The organism is Sphingobium aquiterrae (assembly GCF_037154135.1).
Lineage (GTDB): Bacteria > Pseudomonadota > Alphaproteobacteria > Sphingomonadales > Sphingomonadaceae > Sphingobium > Sphingobium aquiterrae.
In genome coordinates, this window is record NZ_JBANFL010000025.1 from 19,184 (window position 1) to 39,116 (window position 19,933).

17 protein-coding genes are annotated in these 19,933 nt (G+C 58.2%); 3 read left to right on the plus strand and 14 right to left on the minus strand.

Annotated features, from left to right (window positions below):
- Positions 1–14: 14 nt before the first annotated feature.
- The 3 genes from WFP78_RS20455 to WFP78_RS20465 all read right to left on the minus strand — a co-directional run bounded on the left by WFP78_RS20455 (position 15) and on the right by WFP78_RS20465 (position 3,803).
- On the minus strand, positions 15–2,075 hold the full coding sequence (locus WFP78_RS20455) for a ParB/RepB/Spo0J family partition protein (RefSeq protein WP_336966261.1): 2,061 nt from the start codon (positions 2,073–2,075) through the stop codon (positions 15–17).
- Between the two features lie 35 nt (positions 2,076–2,110).
- Positions 2,111–3,028 carry a DUF7146 domain-containing protein gene (locus WFP78_RS20460; RefSeq protein ID WP_336966262.1) on the minus strand — a complete coding sequence of 306 codons (918 nt, stop codon included), beginning with the start codon at positions 3,026–3,028 and terminating at the stop codon, positions 2,111–2,113.
- Between the two features lie 229 nt (positions 3,029–3,257).
- A complete protein-coding gene (locus tag WFP78_RS20465) occupies positions 3,258–3,803 on the minus strand; it encodes a helix-turn-helix domain-containing protein (RefSeq protein ID WP_147373617.1) in 546 nt (181 codons plus the stop codon).
- A gap of 302 nt (positions 3,804–4,105) precedes the next feature.
- Between WFP78_RS20465 and WFP78_RS20470 the strand changes: the two genes are divergently transcribed.
- Together WFP78_RS20470 and WFP78_RS20475 are read left to right on the plus strand one after the other, a co-directional pair.
- A complete protein-coding gene (locus WFP78_RS20470; protein ID WP_004211470.1) occupies positions 4,106–5,218 on the plus strand; it encodes an endonuclease/exonuclease/phosphatase family protein in 1,113 nt (370 codons plus the stop codon).
- An 11-nt stretch (positions 5,219–5,229) separates the two neighbouring features.
- Entirely contained in the window at positions 5,230–5,865 is a 636-nt protein-coding gene (locus tag WFP78_RS20475) for an NAD(P)H-dependent oxidoreductase (RefSeq protein ID WP_004211468.1), read from the plus strand.
- 261 nt (positions 5,866–6,126) lie between these two features.
- On the opposite strand, the gene WFP78_RS20480 is transcribed toward WFP78_RS20475, so the two are convergent.
- The 3 genes from WFP78_RS20480 to WFP78_RS20490 form a co-directional block, all read right to left on the minus strand.
- Complete coding sequence (locus tag WFP78_RS20480) at positions 6,127–6,810, minus strand: hypothetical protein (protein WP_119034394.1); 684 nt, start codon at positions 6,808–6,810, stop codon at positions 6,127–6,129.
- Positions 6,811–7,148: 338 nt separating this feature from the next.
- On the minus strand, positions 7,149–8,486 hold the full coding sequence (locus WFP78_RS20485; protein ID WP_004211462.1) for a hypothetical protein: 1,338 nt from the start codon (positions 8,484–8,486) through the stop codon (positions 7,149–7,151).
- Between the two features lie 19 nt (positions 8,487–8,505).
- On the minus strand, positions 8,506–9,219 hold the full coding sequence (locus WFP78_RS20490; RefSeq protein WP_004211461.1) for a trypsin-like serine peptidase: 714 nt from the start codon (positions 9,217–9,219) through the stop codon (positions 8,506–8,508).
- 373 nt (positions 9,220–9,592) lie between these two features.
- On the opposite strand from WFP78_RS20490, the gene WFP78_RS20495 reads away from it, so the two are divergent.
- Positions 9,593–9,961: a hypothetical protein gene (locus WFP78_RS20495; RefSeq protein ID WP_004211459.1), complete on the plus strand. Its 369-nt coding sequence runs from the start codon at positions 9,593–9,595 to the stop codon at positions 9,959–9,961.
- Positions 9,962–10,119: 158 nt separating this feature from the next.
- Here WFP78_RS20495 and WFP78_RS20500 read toward each other — a convergent pair whose 3' ends face one another.
- The 8 genes from WFP78_RS20500 to WFP78_RS20535 all read right to left on the minus strand — a co-directional run bounded on the left by WFP78_RS20500 (position 10,120) and on the right by WFP78_RS20535 (position 19,727).
- The gene (locus tag WFP78_RS20500) at positions 10,120–10,281 is read right to left on the minus strand and encodes a hypothetical protein (RefSeq protein ID WP_004211457.1); all 162 of its coding nucleotides are present in this window, start codon (positions 10,279–10,281) and stop codon (positions 10,120–10,122) included.
- Positions 10,282–10,368: 87 nt separating this feature from the next.
- On the minus strand, positions 10,369–13,611 hold the full coding sequence (locus WFP78_RS20505) for a phosphorylase family protein (protein ID WP_336966274.1): 3,243 nt from the start codon (positions 13,609–13,611) through the stop codon (positions 10,369–10,371).
- Between the two features lie 128 nt (positions 13,612–13,739).
- Positions 13,740–15,290 carry a hypothetical protein gene (locus WFP78_RS20510; RefSeq protein ID WP_147373618.1) on the minus strand — a complete coding sequence of 517 codons (1,551 nt, stop codon included), beginning with the start codon at positions 15,288–15,290 and terminating at the stop codon, positions 13,740–13,742.
- Positions 15,291–15,303: 13 nt separating this feature from the next.
- Complete coding sequence (locus WFP78_RS20515; RefSeq protein WP_004211454.1) at positions 15,304–16,524, minus strand: caspase family protein; 1,221 nt, start codon at positions 16,522–16,524, stop codon at positions 15,304–15,306.
- The gene (locus WFP78_RS20520) at positions 16,521–17,645 is read right to left on the minus strand and encodes a hypothetical protein (protein WP_336966278.1); all 1,125 of its coding nucleotides are present in this window, start codon (positions 17,643–17,645) and stop codon (positions 16,521–16,523) included. The genes WFP78_RS20515 and WFP78_RS20520 overlap by 4 nt, the downstream gene beginning before the upstream one ends.
- 27 nt (positions 17,646–17,672) lie before the next feature.
- A complete protein-coding gene (locus WFP78_RS20525) occupies positions 17,673–18,512 on the minus strand; it encodes a gasdermin (RefSeq protein ID WP_004211452.1) in 840 nt (279 codons plus the stop codon).
- 254 nt (positions 18,513–18,766) lie between these two features.
- Positions 18,767–19,267, minus strand: a complete 501-nt coding sequence (locus WFP78_RS20530; RefSeq protein WP_004211451.1) for a GNAT family N-acetyltransferase — start codon at positions 19,265–19,267, stop codon at positions 18,767–18,769.
- A 292-nt stretch (positions 19,268–19,559) separates the two neighbouring features.
- Entirely contained in the window at positions 19,560–19,727 is a 168-nt protein-coding gene (locus tag WFP78_RS20535; protein ID WP_336966281.1) for a hypothetical protein, read from the minus strand.
- Between the last annotated feature and the right edge of the window lie 206 nt (positions 19,728–19,933).

The window sequence follows — 19,933 nt, forward strand, 5'->3', positions numbered from 1 at the left end:
AGGGAAGGATCAGATCAAGCGGCTTCAGCCAGATCGTCCCCGTCCGCATCATTCGCGGCCTCGACCGGTTCCTCGATGGCCGGCTCAGCCTGGGTTGCGCCGATGGCGGCCGCCAGCTCCGCACGGCTCGGACCGCTGGCTTCCACGACCGGCGGTTCCTCGATCCGCATGGGCTGGGGAAGCCAGGCAAGCACCTTGTCCTTGATCTCGGCTTCGATGATCGACTGCCCGGCAAACAGCTTCTCGGCAGAGGCTGAGAGGTCCGCCTTCTTCGCTGCGCCATAGCGGGACTTCAGATCCTCCCCGCCAATGTCCTCGAACAGATCGAGGATCCAGTTGCGCGTAACGGCATCGAAGAAGTTTCGAGTGGTGGGACGCCACCAACGCGCAACATCGATGTCGAGGCTGCGCCCCAGATGCCGCAAGAACGGCGCTCCCGAACCGCTGTCGGCGACCGGCTCGATGGTCCGCGCGATCGCCCAGGCAAACCAGTTGGCGCGCATTTCATCGTCCAGCGCCCGGAAGGCATCAAAGCGTGCAACAGGATCGCCGGCGTCCCGCCAAGAGTGATCAAGCTCCCCTTCAAGCTTGACCCAGGCTTCAGCAGCGGCCGTCTCGCTGACGAAATTGCCAACCCGTCGCTCAGGCAGCGGCGCCTTAAGCCCCGATGCAAGATCATAGGCTCCGCCAAACTTACGATGGGCGGCATCGACCATGACGAAGGTGCCGAGATCCATCGCGAAGTGGGGATCGTTCGCGACATGGAGCGCCACAAGTTCAGTCCGCATCACGGCCAGCCTATCGAGAAGTTTCTGACTGAGCTTTGACTTGCGCGGGGTCGCCGTGCTTTCTGCATCCGAGCCGGCGTCGTCGCCATCCTCCTCGGCATCCGGATCGATATCCTGATCGTCCTCGTCGGTCTCAGCGAGAAACAAGGTCTCTTCCACGACAGGCTGACCATTCTCGCCGATCACGATATAGGCAAGCGCCTTTGCTTTCTGCTCGGGCTCGAACACCTCCTGCCGGTCCATGATAGAGCCGAGTTCGGTTTCCAGCGCTTCGATCTTTTCGAGCTGCTCGTCGCTATACTCCTCGGCTTCAGCCGCTGTTTCCTCGATTTCCTCGATCTCCGCCTGGATTTCGGTCCGTCGAGTCTCCTGGGTCTCGCTGAGTGGCGGAACAACCCCCTGGAGGCGCCGCAATCCCATGGTTGCGGTGTATGGAACGTGGTTGGCTGCGATCGTACGGACTTCAGCGAACCCTTCACGCTCGCGGATGGCTTGGGCTGCTTCCGTGAGAGCCTCTTCAGCGAGTTGGTCGAGCAGTTCTCGGTTGGTCCAGAGTTCACTTTCGGCATCGGAATAGAGGTCTCTGTCGATGTTGCCGCCCGCCGCGAGATAGGCCTCACGGCCGACCAGCAACGCTTTCGGATGACCGCCGGTGTAACTCCCCGCTGTCACCTGGCGTTCGATCTCGGCAGCATTGTTCGCATAGTAGGTGCCGGCCAGGCTTTCGAACACCGATGCCTGCCGGACGGTATCGGTCGTCTTGGCGTAGGCCTTGGCGATGTCGAGTGTGATCTGCCCCTTCGCCAGTGCCTCAAATACCGGCGTAGCCAGGTTGGCGAGGCGTAGACGGCCCTCAACGAAACGTTCCGTCAGGCTGAACCGCTTTGCAATGTCGGCGGTCGTTTTCTTCTCCTTGTCGATGATCGTGCGAAAGGCCGTGCAGGCGTCCGCCGGGTTCATCGCAAGCTGGAAGAAGTTCTCAGCGAGGCTCATTGATATCGCGTCTTCGGCGGTCGGGACCACCATGACCGGAACCTGAAAATCCTTGGGCAACACGCCCTTCTCGATATTGCTGAGCGTCCGGGACAGACGACGGCCGCCAGCATAGATGTCATACTGGTCTTTCCGGCGCTTGATCGGGACGCCGATCAGGTTCTGGAGGACGATGCCAGTTTCGCCGAGATGCGCTTCGAACTGAGCATCCGCATCAGCGTTGGAATGCTTGCGCACATTGTCTTCCGCCACACGGCAGTTGACCGCGGGCACATAGATGATCGGAAATGTCATCGGTGTTACTCCTGTGCGGTGCATCCACCTGACCATCAGGCTGCTTTCCGCACATTCTCACCTCCCCCTCCCCTTTCTGACTGATACCGATCATTCCAATCGTTGAAGCCCGATCCGGGGAACCGTGTCTCAATGCGACGTCCCGGTCCTTGGTGAGCAGCTGCCGCACGTTGCGCTCCACGACGGCCCGCAGCGTCATCGTCTGGAAGCAGGATCAGATGCTCAATCCGTTCGGGTATGGCGACCAACGGAAACCGTTCAGATCCGAAGGCGGCCCAGACAGGGATTCCGAGAAAAATGTGGGCCGACCAAGCCGTTTCCCACCCTTCCGCCAGCCCGAGCACCCGGGTCGCGGCACCAAAGCGGACGGCGCCATGGTGAGGTCGGCCGAGCATGCGCTTTGGCGGAGCAAGATCGTTGACTGGCAACCCGGTACAAGGGTCGAGGAACAGCCGTTCGAGCGCGATGACACCCAAATCACCTTCGGCAGCCGCCAGCAGTGCGGGGCGAAAACGGACGTCGGTTCCCCTGCCCAGTGGAACGCGATCATGATAGCGCAGTGCCGGGTGCGGCCCGGCAAACCCGCGCGTGGACAGATAGTTGTCTGCAGGCGTGCCCGTCACTGGACGTGCCTCTTTCCAGAGAGAGCTAATCCGCCCGTTCAGCCGCCGTTCGCGTGCTTCATCGCCCCACCCAGCCTGTGTTTCGGCGGAGGGAATAGAGAGTTTGTCCGTTCGAAGCGCACGCATGACATCGATGGTCGAACACCCCGCAAAGCATTTGAATAGAATGCTGCGCTCGCCGACGCGGACTGAAAGGCTTGGTGTGTTATCCTTGTGAGCTGGGCAGCGGCACATTACGCCCGATGGCCTCCATTCAACGCCGAGTGATTTGACGATCCGTGCAGCGGCGGCATGGAGACGGGGGTCAGCGCTGGTGCGTGAAAGAGCCATTGAGGGACACTCCGGTTTGAGCTTGCTTCCTCAAACCAAAGCCCCCTTCTCTTCCGGCGACTTTTTACCGGAGCGCTTATCGACGGGATTGTGTAGCCTCGTCAGGCAATGGCAATTCGCCAGCGTCGTCCATCTGGTTCATTCAACGTTGTACGACCAGCAACCTTATCCCGGAAAATCGGGTTCATGGCACATTCGCCGATCGTGACCCGCAGGCCCGGATGTCCATTCAAGCCCGTCGATTTGCTTGGCTCGACGTTGGTCTTTTACCTGAACGAGAACGGTGGCGGGCAGCCACTGACGAGGCTGCAAAGGCGCCAGCGCTCCAGGGACAATAGTCCTGAGGCCGAGCGGTGTCAGCGCAGCTGGCAGTGCAATCCTGGAAGGCTTGGACGAATCCGGCCAGGATGGTTTGGAAACAGGTATCCATCTTCTCTCGACCAGAGATGGTCAGCTGCACATAGGTGCGACGCTTGTCGAGAGGGTCAGGCAGACGTTCGACAATGGCCTGTGCCTCCATTACAGCCAGACAATGCCGGGCTGTCATTTCCGAGGCCTTTGAAGCACGCCATAAACTGGTAAGCGAGGTCTTCAGGCCTTGGCTGTCACGCCAATAAAGATCAAGGAGCATCTCGCTGCCGGGGTCCGAGCAAAGTGAGCCGAACAATTCCGCCAGCTGCGTCCTGCTAGTGATGATTGACTTGCAAAGTGGTGCAAAGACGGCCAGTTGGCCGCCCTCTTCCAACATGGATTCAATTCGACGTTGGTACTGCATGGGTGATAATCTCCGTCCCATTTCGCAGGTCACCGCAGAAATTGACGCGGATACCGCTCGGTTGTTTGCCCCCCGGCATCGTCGAAACGGAATTTAATCACCTGATCATGGTTCGAATTATTATTCGGTCAATCTGACTTTTGGCGGGGAAACCGCATTGCCGAAGAGCGCGCACTGGCTATTCCTGGGACGCAGCGCGGATATTCCATATACCAGCGAAGGCCATTGAACATTGGCTCTCATGTTCGTCGCGCGCCCGCAACAGTAATCGAGTAAATTGCTCAAGCGAAGGGAGAAAAACCATGAAGCTTGCTGTCTATAACGTCGAAAACCTGTTCGATCGTGCCAAGGCAATGAACCTCGACAGCTGGGAAGAAGGCCGCCCGGTATTGGAGAAGTTCGCCACGCTCAACGGGCTTCTTGGTCAGGTCACCTATGCTCCCGCCGACAAAACCCGGATGGTCGAGCTGATGCGTGACCTCGGCCTTGAGAAATCCGACACAGGCCCGTTTGTTATCTTGCGACGCAACCGCGGCGGCTTGTTGCGACGCCCCAAGGACGGTGGCGTCGTGATCGAGGCGGACGGACGCGCCGATTGGGTGGGCTCGCTGGAACTCCGCGACGAACCAGTCAACGAACATGCGATGCGGAACACCGCGCGGGTTATGATGGACCTGGAAGCCGACGTGCTCGGTGTCATCGAGGCCGAAAGCCGCCCGGTGCTGTCAGCGTTCAACACGGAGATCCTGCCGGCACTCGGCGGCACGCCGTTTCGCCATGTCATGCTGATCGACGGCAATGACGAGCGGGGCATTGACGTCGGATTGATGAGCCGCACGGGCTATCCGATCGGCACAATGTGCAGCCGCGTCGACGACCAGCTGCCGAACGGCCAACCTGTCTTTTCACGCGATTGCCCGCAATTCGAGGTAACGACTCCGAACGGTGAGACACTTCTGGTGCTGGTCAACCATCTCAAGAGTAAGGGCTATGGCGGCAAGGCAGCGTCCGACGCCAAACGCAAGGCGCAAGCCGAGCGGATCGCCGAAATCTATAGAGGGCTGATCGACAATGGTGCGCGCTACGTCGCTATCATCGGCGACTTCAACGACACGCCATCGAGCGCACCACTCGCTCCACTGCTCCATGACACAGATTTGGCGGACATCTTCACCCACCCGGCGTTCGACGATGGCGGCTATCCTGGCACCTATGGTCTGTGCAACGCGGCCAATAAGATCGACTATATACTGCTGTCGCCTTCGCTGTTTGAACGCGTGCGGTCAGGCGGCGTGTACCGCACCGGCATGTGGCCAGGATCGCGACCGAAGCGCTGGGAGGCCTATCCCGAAGTCAGCAGGGCAGCCGATGCAGGGTCCGACCATGCTGCCTTGTGGGCTGATATCGACCTTTGACGGAGTCAGCTATGCGAGTGCTCATCCTTGACGGACATCCTGACTCTGGCCGCTTCGTCAGCCATCTGCTCGATACCTATCAGGCTGCGCTTGGCGACCAGGTAGAGGTTGAGCGCATCGCGGTGCGGGATCTCGATTTCGAGCCGAACCTGCGGCGCGGCTACAAAGAAGTCCAGGGTTGGGAGCTCGATCTGGAACGGATCGGCGGCGCCATCGCGGCTGCCGATCATCTCGTGGTCGGGTTTCCGATGTGGTGGGGCAGCGAGCCTGCGCAGCTCAAAGGTTTGATCGATCGGGTTCTGCTGCCCGGCTTTGCGTTTCGCTATCACAAGGACGATCCCTTCTGGGACCGGCTTCTGGCAGGACGCTCGGCCGATGTCCTCATTACGACGGATACACCAGCCTTCTATCTTTGGCTCGCCTACGGCAACGCTGTCGTGCGCCGCTGGCGCGGCCAGATTCTGGGCTTCTGCGGATTCAAGCCCGTTCGCATCACCAAATTTGGGCCGGTCCGCCACGGCGGCGTGCAGAAGAATATCGCTGCCTGGCGGGGAAAGGTTGAACGGCTCGCGGCATCGGCCTCGGCCCTGAAACGCGCTACAAAGCTAACGGCCGATCTTCCAAGCTGGCCGGGGCAAGCAAACTGACTCGCCCCGGCAGGCTCGCCAGGCTCGGCGTGGCGCGACATGAAGGCACTCTGCTAGCGCAACTCGTGGTCGACACCTGTCGCAAAACCGGATTGTGCACACCTAGGGATCAACGATCTAGGTCTAGCGTCCGACGTGGTTCGACGGCAGCCCAGCTGGTTGCCGCACCTTCCGCTGGAGGCCAGCTGCGGCGCGGCAGGATTGTTATCCGCGCGGTGGAATCCCCTTCCAGTTGTCGATCACCGATGTCGAGCGTCAGGATCAATGCCTGGTGGGCGGAGGCAGCGCTGCGCTCTCCTCGAAACGCAACGCCAAGGGCCAGAGCCCTGTCTTCTTAAAGAGGCGTTCCGATTGGCTTTGGCGTGTCTCGTGTAGCAGCCCCAGCCAACTTAGCGGACGAAGGACATGCACATAGATGAGCGATTTGGAATGATAATCCTGTTCGTCAGCCCCCATCAGCCGCGAGGCGAAGCGCCGGTCAGTGACTCCTTCATGGGCCTCGACGTTCAACGCATGCAGAACCGAAACCCATTCGATCTCCAGCATGTCGTCGTGTCCGGCGGTAAGAAGGAGGTGCTGCGATAGGGTGATCCACAGGCTTCCTCCATGGTCCAGCAGGTCCCTTCCTGATTTGGTGATGTGCAGAAAGCCCTTCCGGTGGCGGGCAAGCTTTGCCGCCAGTAGCAGATCATGGAGCAAAACCAGCGGCGGAAAGTCATGCTCGTTCAGAACTTTATTGATCGCGTACAGCTCATCGGCAGTGTAGCCGGGCCAGCAGAAAGCTCCGGCCGCCCAGGTGACAAAGTAGCGCTTCAGTGCCTTGTTCGGCGTAAGTCCGATCGGACCGACATCAATCAGGTGTCGCAAGGTTAGGACAGCGGCGCGATACAAGGGTGACAACCCCAGCTCCGGAGTCTCTGCGGCAGGGGCATGGAACTCTATCATGATGAGAGTAGCCCTGCCCGACAGGCGATCCGAACACAAGGAAGGGCGCTTGCCCCAAATTTTCGCCGTTCGACAGTGTTTTTCGCGCTCGGGAGCAGACATTCAATTTTGGTCGAGATTGCGGACATTGCCGCCACTCAGGAGACTGGCGGCGAACGTCGGGTTGCAGGCGAACCGGACGTTCGATGATCATGGGACAAGGGCCAATAAACGAGAAAGCCCTCTGCGGTTCACAGAAACTGCTACCCAGTCGGATCGCTTCCCTTCTCCCGGAAGGGCTTCAGGCTTGCTATTTGTCTAGGGCTGCCCTTCGAATGACTTGGCCGCCCCGGTCATTCTTACTGGCAGGTGTCTGGATTCACTGTTTTCGGGACGCCATCGCTCACGATGGCGAGCGTCGTGAACGGTGGCGAGTAGTCGGCAGTTAACGCCGCCTTGTTCGCGGCTGCTTGCAGTTGGCGAGTGGCTCCGGACTGCGATATTCGGTCTGAAATTTTGCTCGCCGCATCTAGCGCGCAATAATTCAGCAATGCGACCTTGGCCTTAGCCAGTGCGTCGCCGTAGGCGCCCTCATTGTCCAGCGCGGTCTTCTGGCTGGCAAGCTGCGTGGCGGGATCTATTTCCTCCTTGAGCCGGGCGTCGATCGCCGGGCGCGCCGCTGCGAAGACGCCGGCCACGAAGGCTACGAACTCCTTGGTCGGCCGACTCTCGACGACGGTGACAGTGGCGGTGAACGGGAACGGCTCGTTTAGCATCGGCGCGCCCGCAGCAGGCTTTGGAGGCGCCAGCGTTGGCGCCTGGGGCGCAACCGCAGGTGCCTGGCCCGTCGCCTGTCCGGTTCCGCTGCCAGGTTGAGCCGCGGGCGCCGCGTCAGCCTGGGTGTTGGCGCGGCCGACCGCGCCGCCAGTGCCGCTGTTCGTGCCGATCGTCGCGAACCACGAAGCCTCGTGCGGGAAGCGCCCGTCGGACAGCGGCTGGTATGTCTGCTGCTTGCCGATCGTGCGGTCCTCGATCAGCACGGCGCTGCCCGTGTCTTGGCCGCCCGGGCGGCTGAACTTAACCGCGATCGAGAGGCCGCGAGAGCCGCTTGTCCCGCCGTCCATCGACTTAGCGATCCAAGTGTATGCGGGTGTGAAGGTGAGTGCCGTCTGGTTATGTGAGGGGCTGATCGCGATCTCCACGTAGTGCGCCAACTCGTACACGTCGGGTAGCACTCCTGTCACCTTAGAGCCATTGACGTCGCGGACCAAGATGCTCGGAACGGCAGTGCCGTTCACCGTCACTGGATCGACCGCCGGCATAGCGATCTTCGTCTTCAGCTTCTCGGTGGCCTCGAACTTGCCTCGGATCGCGATCAGGCACTGCGGGAGGTCGCCGCTGTAGAGCTCAAAGTTCACGCTCGCATTGCTTGCGGGGAGGTTGCCACCCTCGGAGCCTTTCTGGAGAGCGGTTCCGAAGTTCTCGAGCGTCTTAGTCGCGGCCCCTAGAAGGACGGCGGCAACGATCGGGGCGAAGTTTTTTCCCTGCTTCGAGAGGTGTGGGCACGGCGCGTAGCTGACTATGAGCCGTGTGTCCGCCGGCTGCTGGTATGTTAGAGGGCGCAAGCCCGGGAGGCCATTGGCGCAACCCGACAGCATCATCCCCAACGCCGCGGTTCCGAATGCAATCTTCTTCATTTCTTCCCCCGTCTTAAGTTCAGGTGCGCGCCTGCGCCTCGAGCGATGCGATCCGTGCGATCATCTGCTGGTCGGCCAACTCTCCTCCTGCCTCGAAGGGGTTGCCTGTGTCGAAACTGTCGGTGTGGAGGGCGACTACGACGGCTGTCGGGAAGGCTCCCGCGAAAATCGGCCCGCCGCTGTCGCCCTTGTCCGCCGGTAGGGCGTAGAGGAGCTTGTCGCCGCTAGTCTTCGCGGCCCCCACTCCGGCAGTAAGTTGGCCGAAGTACCCAAAGGCATAGCCCGCCAGGGTAACTTTGGCGGTCGGCCGTCCATTGAGCTGGAGGCCGGACGCCGGCGATGGTGCAGTGATCAAAACCGCAAAGTCTCGCTGCGCGTCCCAAGCCCAGCGGCTCGCCGAGACAGACTGAACAGGGTTCCGCTTGGCGTCGTAGCCCGCAAAAGCGCCGACCGCCGTGGGCTTTGCCATCAAGATGTTGTGAGCAGCCGTCACGACGACATCGGGCTTTACGAAGAAACCTGTAGCCGACCCCACAAACCGGCCATTCACGTAAAAGCAAAGAAAGGCGATCGAACGCGCTGGTTCCAGTTGCGGATTCGGAATATCGTCACGACTGCGCTTAGTGCCGAATATAGACTTGAGAAGGTCCCCCAGCCGCCGCGGCGGGGGTGGCGGCGCGTCGAGCGGCGCCAACTCGGTGAATTTTCCTGTCCCAACAGCCTCGTCGATCATGCCGCACCCCCACGCAACTTCAACAGCATGCGCTCGTAATTATCTTTGTCAAGAAATCAGCATCGGCTCGTAGTTCTATTTCTACCGGAATCTTACTACCCAGTCGATCGGTTAGAGTATAGTGTCCGCTTCCGGCGCGAGACGCTGTTAGTAGCCGGCAAAGTGAATGGCTTGATCGGGGTCGCGAGCTGCCACGCCGAGCCGCGCGGGCCCGCCGGGGCGAGTAAGTTTGCTTGCCCCTGTCATCCAGGCTAGAGAAGCGGACTTTCTCTTTGCTATTTTCAATACGTTCGAAAATCATCGATTAATACGGTCACAGGTCGTCGGGTATAGCATCACTGCTGAAAGCAAGGCGCCATTACGGGAGCACCTCATGCCCAACGACACCCTAACCGACAGCGAAAAAACTCGCTTTACTTTTGCGCTCGTGGAACAATGCGTAAGAAATACGGCTCTGGAGACGCTCCATGCTGGCACTGTGCCAGACAGCGCGACCGGGGACTATAGCGACGTCAAAGTTGTAACTCCGTATGGGGAAATTGACTGGACCGAGCTCTCTCGTATCTCCGACGCTGAGATGAAACAGCTTATGATCGAGATCACCAACAAAGTGTATACGTTCCTGACCTATCCAGAGGATCTCGTCACGCTGGGGCCGGCAGCGCGCTGGAACAAACCAGAAATCGATCCAGCACTGATGCGCCAAGCTGAACGACGGCGAGCCTCGAGATTGGCGCGATAATAGCCGTTCACTGCCGTTGAGATGGTCATGTTGGCGCTATGAGACACCCAGCCCTCTCCGGATGAAGCATCGCTCGGCGTTCCCAACTATGACCGAATAGGCCTGGCGATGACCCCGCCAATTTGAGTGTTAGGATTAGCCCTCAGCTGCAGACGGCACTAACGTACAATGATAGCCCGAAAAAACTCCCAAAATTCGTCCATTTCTGCGATATCCGGCTTCTTCGATTCACTCCAAATGGCAATCACCTGGAGCAGGAAGCGCATCGTGCCGTCAGTTTCGGAAGCAATGCTCGGCTGGTATACGACAGGTAGGCTCATCTCGGAAACCCTAGTCAGAAGAACTCAGTTTGGCGTTCTTGGTAGTATCAGAATCTAGGGCTCGAGAGCCAGAGATCTGGTTTAACATTAGTCTAACCTCGCAATCGGAGGCGCAAAACGCGGCGGCGGCAACGGACCCTTGACGATCTTCTCGATAGCCCGGACCGTGCTAGTACGAATATTCTGGCTCGCGTTTTCGCACGCCTGCCGTTCCTCTTCTGACATTCCCGCAGCGTAGGCCCGCGCCTGCAGAATGAACTGTAGACGATCGAGATCTTTTGCGATCTTGGCAGTGACCGTCTCCCCCTCATTGAATTCTTGCAAAAGGAGCGGAACCCGCCAGAGGTCGCCGATCCCCCTGTAGGTCTCGAACGCTCCATACTTCCATATAGCGATTTCCTCCAGTTTTGGATCGTTATACTTGGGAAGTTGATCGCCTAGACGAGACTCCGCGAGGTCGTGGACGAGGATCATCTCGATAACTTTGCGCTTGTCATATTTCTCCTCTCCCTCTGGATCGGATCGCAAAAAGATTTCGGCCAACCCCAACACCCCGACTAGATGTTCGGCTACGCTCTCGATACGAATCTCGTTCCAGAATGCCTTATGCTCTCCGAGCGCATCCCGGCGTCGCCGGAGCCAACCCGTCCGCTCGATCTTGGCGAGTCCGGTCCATTCGTCGCACACGGTTGACAGGCGAAACTCCTCCATGTCGAGATCTTCGGCAACCCGTTCGATATAACCGCGGACATTAGGCGGCAGCAGGTGGCGATCCTGCAATTGCGGCCCGTTCAGTAAAGCTAGGACCGCTGCCCGATGTGATTTGCGCAGTCTTCCATTGACGTTACGAACCTGGACAAGTGATAGGACAGTCAGCAGTTCTATAAGGGGAGGAAGATCGTTCGGTTTGGCGGTGATCCGCTCCATCAGCTTAGTGAATGTCTTGTTACAAGGAAGCAAACCATTGTCTTGACTTGCCATGTATCCGTCCGGATCGAATTCAGCATCACCGTAATATTCTAGGTGAAAGCCACGATTGAATTCGGCTTCATCAATGTCGGATAGCAAAATACTCGCATATTGGATGGCAGCTTCGTTCGGATGGTGCATTTTATCATGATTGTGCAGCATACTGCGACTAATGAAGATACTTCGACGGAGCATTCTGGCTTCAAGGGGCCATGGACCCGGCGCCCTGTGCTTGTCGCTGTCTATTTTTCCCAGCAGATCAAGCATCTCGCTTGCCTTGTCCTTTCTGACCCGGCCAGCGAGATACGCAAAATGGGATTTACCTAGCGTGGGCATCTGGCGATACTTGGATTTGATGACCTCGATTACGTCACGCTCAATCTTGGTATCCGACAGCATTATCTGCTTGGTAAAGCCGTTAACATCAGCGGGAAATACATAACTGATCTTTTTTGCAAGTTGCTGTGGCGTTATCTGAGCGCGCTTGCCCAAGACTTTTGCCTTGCGCAAGGTATTGATGATGTGCTGCGCGACGAGGAAGCTTGTAATAGAGGAGTGGCAAGATACCAGTTTGGCAGTGTTACGCTCATTCAAATCTGCATAGCTGCTGGCATGGCTGATGAGAATATCATACGCGATTTCCGCCGCCGCATTGAAATTCGCATCTGGCATGTCCTCGCCAGGATCCTTACCATCGGCCAGCACCCCCTTACAATATAGTTCGTAGCATTGCGACAACGATGTCAAATCCCGGTATGTGAATGTCCGGAATGGCCCGAAAAATAATGAAAGTAAGAATAGATCAATAGATAACACGTCCTTTCTTTTCATATCTGATAAGACCGTGTTTGCTTCTTTGCTATTTTTAGCACCCCAAATCATTGCAAAATCGTCAACCAATGCTGCAGCATCTTTATGATCGACTGCGAGCGGAACAATCCGATACGCCGCCTCAATGTTGAGCGGAAGTCGGCCGATCAGGTCGCGTAATTCGACCTCGCTTTCGGTCGAGATCACGAGTCTGACGCCCCGGTGTCGGATCGCCTCCTTGACGAGATCCGCAATCAGTGGCGTCCGATGGGAACCCGCTTGATTAAGACCGTCGACGAGGACGACAACTGGCCCCGCTGTGTCCGCAATGATGTTGTTGAGCCTTTGGCAAGCGCTCACAACCCGATTGCGGGTTCGTTCTGCATCTAATTTTCCGTTGCTCCAACTCTCCAGATCGCTGATGCGCACCGAGATCGATTTGCACCCTGGAATTTCTTCATCTTGGATTGATCGGGATGCTTCGGCTTGGATGAGTCCCATCAAGGTCGTCTTGCCAGCGCCCTTGCCGCCGAGAAGTACGATCGGTTCCCGATAATCGTTGGATCGCAGATGGCGGCTGATCGCCGCGATGGGGTTGACCACTTGCTCGAGGTCCAACCCTTGGACGAGTTTAGAAAAAAGCGGCTCGTTAAGAGCGATGTCTCGAATGATGGACGGCGGGAGGGGTTGGTCCGGATTAAACACATAGATGCCCGCGCCCGGCGCATGTGCATCTTTCTGATCAACGCGAAGGGTTAGGATCGACTCAAGCACAGCACAGGCGGTAGTGAGTGCAAATCGCCGATTCTCGTCACCGAAATTCAGTTCCAGCTCAGATTTATGGAAGTCGGCGCCATCAGAGACGCCGCGAACGCTCAAGAATTCGATGTCGGTCTTCTCGAGCGCCGTCATGACACCGGCTGACTCCATCTCAAGCGCTGCAATGTCGCTATGAGATTTTGCGAATGATTTACGGAACTCTTCGTTCGCTACGACTAAAGGTGTGCAGGCTAACGGCTGCACCACAACCTTGATCGCCCCGGCAGGCCACAAAGCGGGGTTCGTGAACCGCTTCTTCAGCGCGGAATTCAAAGCTGCAATCCGCTTTGAATCTTTCTGAAGGTGGGTCTCGACGAGGTTGACGAGATCGCTGCCTACGTGTTTTTGCGAAGGGCGGTGTTTGAACTCCGCCTGAACCGGATCGCCGCCGATCTTGCCGCCCTGCGTGAAATCGAAAACATCGCGTGGGACGACGACGTCGCCGATCGACAGCCAGTCGGCAACTCGCCCCGCGATCCCAATATTGGCGACTAAGCGCACCTTCAGCTCTTCAATAACGGCCGCAGTTGAGGCACGTGCGCGTTCGAAACCCATCTTTCCAGACAGTATCAGGACGCCTTTCCCGAAGGCATCCCATGATTCCTCGACGATGGGCCAAGCCGAATAGCCGGCGACCACGAACGGATCGCCGCACGGGACATAATCACGAAAATATTCGGCTTCTTCACTCAGTGCAACAATGACTGCAAAATCGTACTTGGCTCGCGTCACGTAGTTCCCCCTCATTATATTTCGACGAATTTTCGGCTTTTGTGCGCTTCGCTCAGCTTTGCGTATGTTAGTCCCAAGACTGACAGACAATTTTGGGCTATGGTTAGGAACCGGCCGCACAACGCAGTCTAGTCGATGGGCTTGACGACTGGCGTGATAGTGAGAGTACTTGCATCCACCGAGCCGAATGCAAGAATGCTCGAATACCGTTCATCCAGCCCTCCGCGGGACCGCGCGCCGCTCGACATGACCCAACTGAACGACGAACCGGCAGCGCGCTGATGTGGGAGATGCCGGGACCAATATCCCATTTCCTTGGTGGCCTGAGTTCTCTGTTCCGCCTCTGGAGCACCGTCGCGCAACGCAGTCAGCATGTCGCCAAGCAAAGTATTGGAGTAGGCGAAATAAGGGGCACCGAGCCGGCGGGCGGTCGACAGAGCACGCAAGGCTTCAGAAGCCGCACCAACCCTATCCTCCGGCGCAGCCCCTATGAGCAGACCCCGGGCGAGAAGAACATGACTATCGGGAATCCAGGCAAACTGCCTGGACAATTCCGGTGCCCATTGAAGTGCTTCGCGCTCATCGATGCTTGGGAAACGAACGGCGCACAGCATCGCCAAGATTACTGTCCACGGATCTTCGGGAATATCCCCTGAAATATAGGCTGCGACCGGCGTGCGCCTGGTAAAGTCACTCCAGATGCCCTGCCCCTCGGCACCGACCGCCGAGGACAGGGCTCTGGATAGCGACTGTTTCTCCAGGTCGACTGGCGCAACGTCAAGCAGCAACCCTCCTGACGGGTCCAACGCAAATTCGACAGTCGTGCCACCAGCGAACAGCGGCACTAGCGTCCGCTCAACTCGTAACCCTTCGATAGAAATGGATAGCCTCAACCGCGCGCCGTCGGCGGGCAAGGGCATTCCTCTCGCGTCGCCGTTACTGGACATGAGCGTGATGTTATCGCGCTCGATGTACAGCCGCGCACTTGTAACATTCTCAAGCACGGTATCGCGATTAATGGAAGCAGCACGATCACGCGCGTTCGAGAAAGCGAGCGGCCACGGTCCGACATAAGGCCGCCAACCACCATAGCCCATCGGCCTTGTATCGACCGAGAGACCAATCGAAAAACGGCGTGGCTGCAAAGGCGCGCTTGTGTCTTCACGCCCAAGAGCCGATTGGCTGTCGTCCACCAACGCAGACTTGTTCGCATCTCCGGAAGGTGAACTCAAATCGACATGGTCATCAATGTCGTCGAACCCCGCACCAGCCTCACTGTCGTCATCACCCCGTGGAGAGGCAGTGCGCATCTCCCGTGCTTGCGATCCTGTCGTCGAGAAACCGTCAACGGGCTTCGACCAGACGCTGCCGGAAAACTGCTCGAGCCAGTCCCTGGAAACCGATGATGCGGAAAGCTCCGATAGCGCTGGCGCGTCAATTCTGTCGGTAAGGTCATCGACCACGAAGGAATAGAAGGTCGGCGCCTCGCCGAGCGGTTCGATGACAGCCGCATAGGCACCGGGAACCGCGCCCTGGATCAGCACCTCGCGATTCGAGGGGGTGGTCATGCTCTCAGAGCCGACGCCGCGCCTTTCGAGTTGCATCTCACCCTCCGGACCCAGAATCCGAATACGGGCAGCGGCAGCGTCGGGTGGCGCCAGAAAGGACACGGTTTTCAAGCGCTGCCTCCACTCATCGGACATTGACCAGATGATGATAGAGCGACCGATTGGGGCAGAACACCTGCTCGACATCGCGATAGCCGCTACCGTTTGTGAACGACGCGCTGACGAAATGCGGATAGATGCTCGCGCGCATCGGCTGAAGCCAACTGTCCGCGCCCGTCCCAGGACAAGTGTGCAACGTTGCGCCTTGCGGGTCCCGGATACTCACGGTCCCGATCCCAAGCGCCTGTGTCGGGTCGAGCACCACATTGACCGTCACGTGCGGTGGTTCAGGATAGGTCACAATCGCCGCAGTCGTGGTCGGTAGCATCGGCGACACAGGCTCGAAAGGTTGCCGCTGCCAACGTTGCTCAAGTGAATAGATGCTCTTCAAATCCTCATGAATCGCGATGGGATAGGCTCCCCATTGCGCGGTTCCGGACGGGTTGCGCGCGGATTTTCCACGAAGTGCGCTCAACAAGGTTTGCGTAAAACGACCTCCCGTTGCCGGGCTGTCTTCATAGGTGAAATAGCTGCTCGCGGCCGCCGCCATCAGCGTGACCTTTTCAGTGCCCCCGACAAATGGATTGGAACGAATGAACTTCGCACCGACGCCAGGGTTTTGGACATACAAGTCCGTTACCATCTCACCGCAGGCATCGACGAAAAGATACGCAGCGGACACATTGGGTGCCTGCTTGAGGCCGACCCCTAGGTCGTACATGTTGATGAATGCTCCCCACGGATTGATCGGATTCTGATTCAGATCAGCCAGGAGCACAAAGGGTTGCGAGGTCACGGCGACGCCGTGGCCGCAGATGAATACGATCCCGACATTTCCAGCTACGGCATTCAGCCGCGCGAGCCATTGGGTGCCGGCAGCAGTGACATTGGCTGTGTTCGGCACGCCGACCGCAGGATTGCCGCGCGGGTCATTAGGCGCATTGTCGTTTACTTGAACTGGCGGGACACGGCCAAGCCAGTCATAGTGACTATGGGCCGGCGCCGGGCCGTTAGACAGCATTTCGATGGAAGCAAGCGGCTGCTCAAGCGCGGCCTCGCCAATCAGCCAGTCGCAGAATGCGGCGGCGCCCGCGGCGGCGCTAGGAAGGTCGCGCACGTCCTTGAGCAATTCGGGCGTGGTGCCGGGCACGAACTTGTCCATCTTGGCGTCTGGATAGGCGCCGACTCCGATGATCAAAGCATGCGTTGCCGGACCATTGACCTGCCGTTGGTAGATAAGCGTCATGCAAGCGCCTGCAGTCGCGACCGCAGACGCTCGAAGAAGCGAGGACGCATGAAGTAGCTGGTATGGGCATCGATCACGCCGGTCATCGAACTGAACATGAAATCTTCGACGCCATCGAAGATACCCTGGCAACGGAAGCTAAGGACATCGACAGGGTCATAGACATTCCACCAATGAGCCACCGCTGCCGGCTTTGCTGCCAGCGTACGGCCAGGCGACGGAATCGACTTCTCGCTTGCCGCAAACAGCTTGAGTTCCTCAAAGAAACCGGGTTGCGATCCCACAGTCAGCAGCACGTCGATAGCGAAGCCGTCTGGTAGTCCGGCACCGGCTGGATCTGTCAGGAGATCGTACAGGATGACCCCGCCCAGACTATGACCGACAACCACCAGCGGCTCATCCTTTGCGGTTGCATCGGCCCGCGCGGCGAGTAATTCTGCTACCACCCGATGGCGAATGTCGGCTCGAACAGCCCCGCCACGTAGATAGACGAACACGTCGCCGATGAACCTAGCTGCCATCGGGTTGAGCTTGTCGCGGGTAAGCCCAAGAACGCCCGATGAAACCAGGTTCCTGCCGCGATCCAGGACAGTGCCGGCCGCCGCCTTCAGGCGATCGAGCAGACCATAGGCAGCAGGAGGCTCGCGCTGAAGGCGCTCTCGCAAGGCGTCGATAAAAGCCGCGTCGGTCATGTCGGGCTTGACCCAAGTCGGGGCAGTATTGACCTCGGCATAGGCGGCGGCGGCCTGCATTTCCGAAAACTCTTCGGGATCGAGTTGGCGGTTTTGCGTCGCTGCGGTTTCGATCAGCACTGCGTAGAGCGTGTCCACCGCAGCTGGAAAATCCACGGCCGCAATCTCTGCGATCGATACACCACCGATTGCGCCAGGTATCTCACTGCCTCCCCCGAGACTGAACGGCGTCGGCACGTCGCCGCTGCGCGGCAGGCATTGCTCCCCAAATGCGAAGGACGCGCCTAAGTCTCCCCAGAAGGGGTTGCGAATGCCCGCCTCTTTTCCGAGAGCAAGCTTGCGGAACCGATCATCACGGAGCTGGACTTCTGCTGCATATGCCGGAGTTTGCCGCGTAGCGACGCCATGCACGAACACCAATTGGGTCATTTTCTAGCTATCCCGCCTCTTGCTTGGTCAGGCGATCAGTTCACCTTCGCCGAGTTCTGCCGGATCGACCGTCTTGAGTTCTGGAAGCGCACCTTCAAAATCAGCGAACACGACACCTTGCCCCGCGCCGACACCAAAGCTGACCGTACCGGCCTTCACCGGGCGGAAAACGAGATCAAACTCACCATCGTCACCACGATCACCGGCGGAAAGCTCGATCGCCACGAAACCGAAGGCGAGATTCTTATCGCCTTCGTATGTGACGGTCGTGGTCGTCTCCGTCTCCTTGCCAACCGATAGCGAGCCACCGACCAACTCCTTGATCACGGGCACTTCCAGTTTGATGCTGCTATTATCGTGGTTGTAAGCTGTGACCCCCAGCTTCTTTGACGTCACAATCTCAGTGAGTATGTAAAGACGCCCCTTACCGAACAGATATTTCTTCAGGATCGGATGATCCCACCGCACCTTCGACGCCTCCAGATAATCGCCGATCTCGATCGTATTAGCGCGGTGGCGTGTCACCCCGGCGTAACTGAACTCGACTTTGCTGGCGCGCTCATAGGCTGCTTTCACGCCAAGATTTCCGCCCATGGCACCGATGATGTTGCCGAGTATATCGAGTCCAAGCTCAATGGGCAGCTTGCTGCTCTTCTGCCCGTTGATGTTGGCGGCTTCGCCCGATGTGATCTTCGGGAGGTTGCCATCCTGTTCTTCGGTAAGCTGACTCAGCGTACCAATGATTCCGCGAGCACCTTTATATTCTCCAAGCAGGGCCAGAGGCTCCAAATCTTCGAGAGGATGCAATACTACATTGAGATTCAATGATTTCAGATAATTAACCGAACGGTCTGAACAAATACCCATCGAAGCCCCCTACGGTTCATGCCACCGGCCGATCGACTGTCCTGGAAATGTCCCTCAGAATCGATATGGAATCATTCTGGACGTCTATTCTGCCCTATTATTGGGGACACTTCTGCAGAGAAAATTGGCAAAGAATTTTTTCGTCGAATGGAGTGATGAGATCGAGGTGCGCCAATGTGGCGCTTTGCCATCACATTTTCAGGATGCGAATTTCCTCGATTCGGACCACCTCTCGCCGGCAGCCCAACTTTCCTTCACTCCTGCTGATCCAGTCCGAACGCCGGATGATGGATAAGTTCTCCGTGAGGCTCGACGCTGTCGAATGGCAAGGCTTGGACTACCTCGGGGGGACAGCCAGCCACGCCCAGACCGGAAAAAGCCCGGAAGCCGAACCGGCTGTAGTAGATGGGATCGCCCACCAGCGCCGCGCCCCTGCTCGACGCACGGAGTTGGCGAAGGGCTTCCGCCATCAGGGCCGACCCGATACCTTGACGTTGCCTTGAGGGCAGAACCGCAAGCGGACCGATCAGACCCCAGCCGTCCTGCTTCCCCGCCCGTGCTTTTGAGGCGGCCAGAAAGCCGATTATCTCGCCTTCATCCTCCGCAACGAGCGAGAGGACGAGCGCGTCATCGTCCCGCAGTCTCTCGACGATGGCCGCTTCGGCTCCTGTGGACTGGGCAAGCATCTTGAAAGCGTCGGTGACGACGCGACGGATAGCCGGATCGTCACCAACCTTGTCGTTGCGAATCAACATTTGGCTTTTCCTAAGCGATTGTCGAGTTGAGCGCGACGATCATGCTGCCCGCAGCCATCCGTGTTCATCGCGGCGGATTTCCTCCATTCTCACCTGAAGGTCGCCGCTTGGAACCGAACACAAAGTTCTATAGGACAACACGAAGGCCGACCACATTTTTTTGGGTTTTCTGTCTGCCATGGACAGGGGCTCAAGTTTCATATTGAATCTACCGCCTTTCCTCCGATTGCGCTGACCACACTGCGCAGCGCCTGAAGGAGGCAACGATCAGCCGGGCATGGCACGATGCCGCCTATTTCGCGCCGCTGCTCTGATATTGCCATCCAGCCTGCCGTGAAGAACTTGCGGCCTGCTGGTGGATAACGTGAACATCGACCATGCGGTGCCGCACTTCATCATCCAGAATAATGATGTCCGCGGACGCGCAGCGCATGGGCATGATCTGCGTCCGGGCGCTCATCGAATAATATCGCCATGGTCCATGTTGCCTAAAACAAATCAATGGATCAGAGCCGGGGCCTGAAAACCAGCCTCACATCGCAAATCGAATTGCGCCTTCCGAATTCAGTCACCGACTTGGGAATGAAGAACAAGGCGGTGCTATCAACCTTTTGCTAATGTTAACGCGGTAGATACCGGAGCTGTCAAAGGGAAGGTTACCCTTAA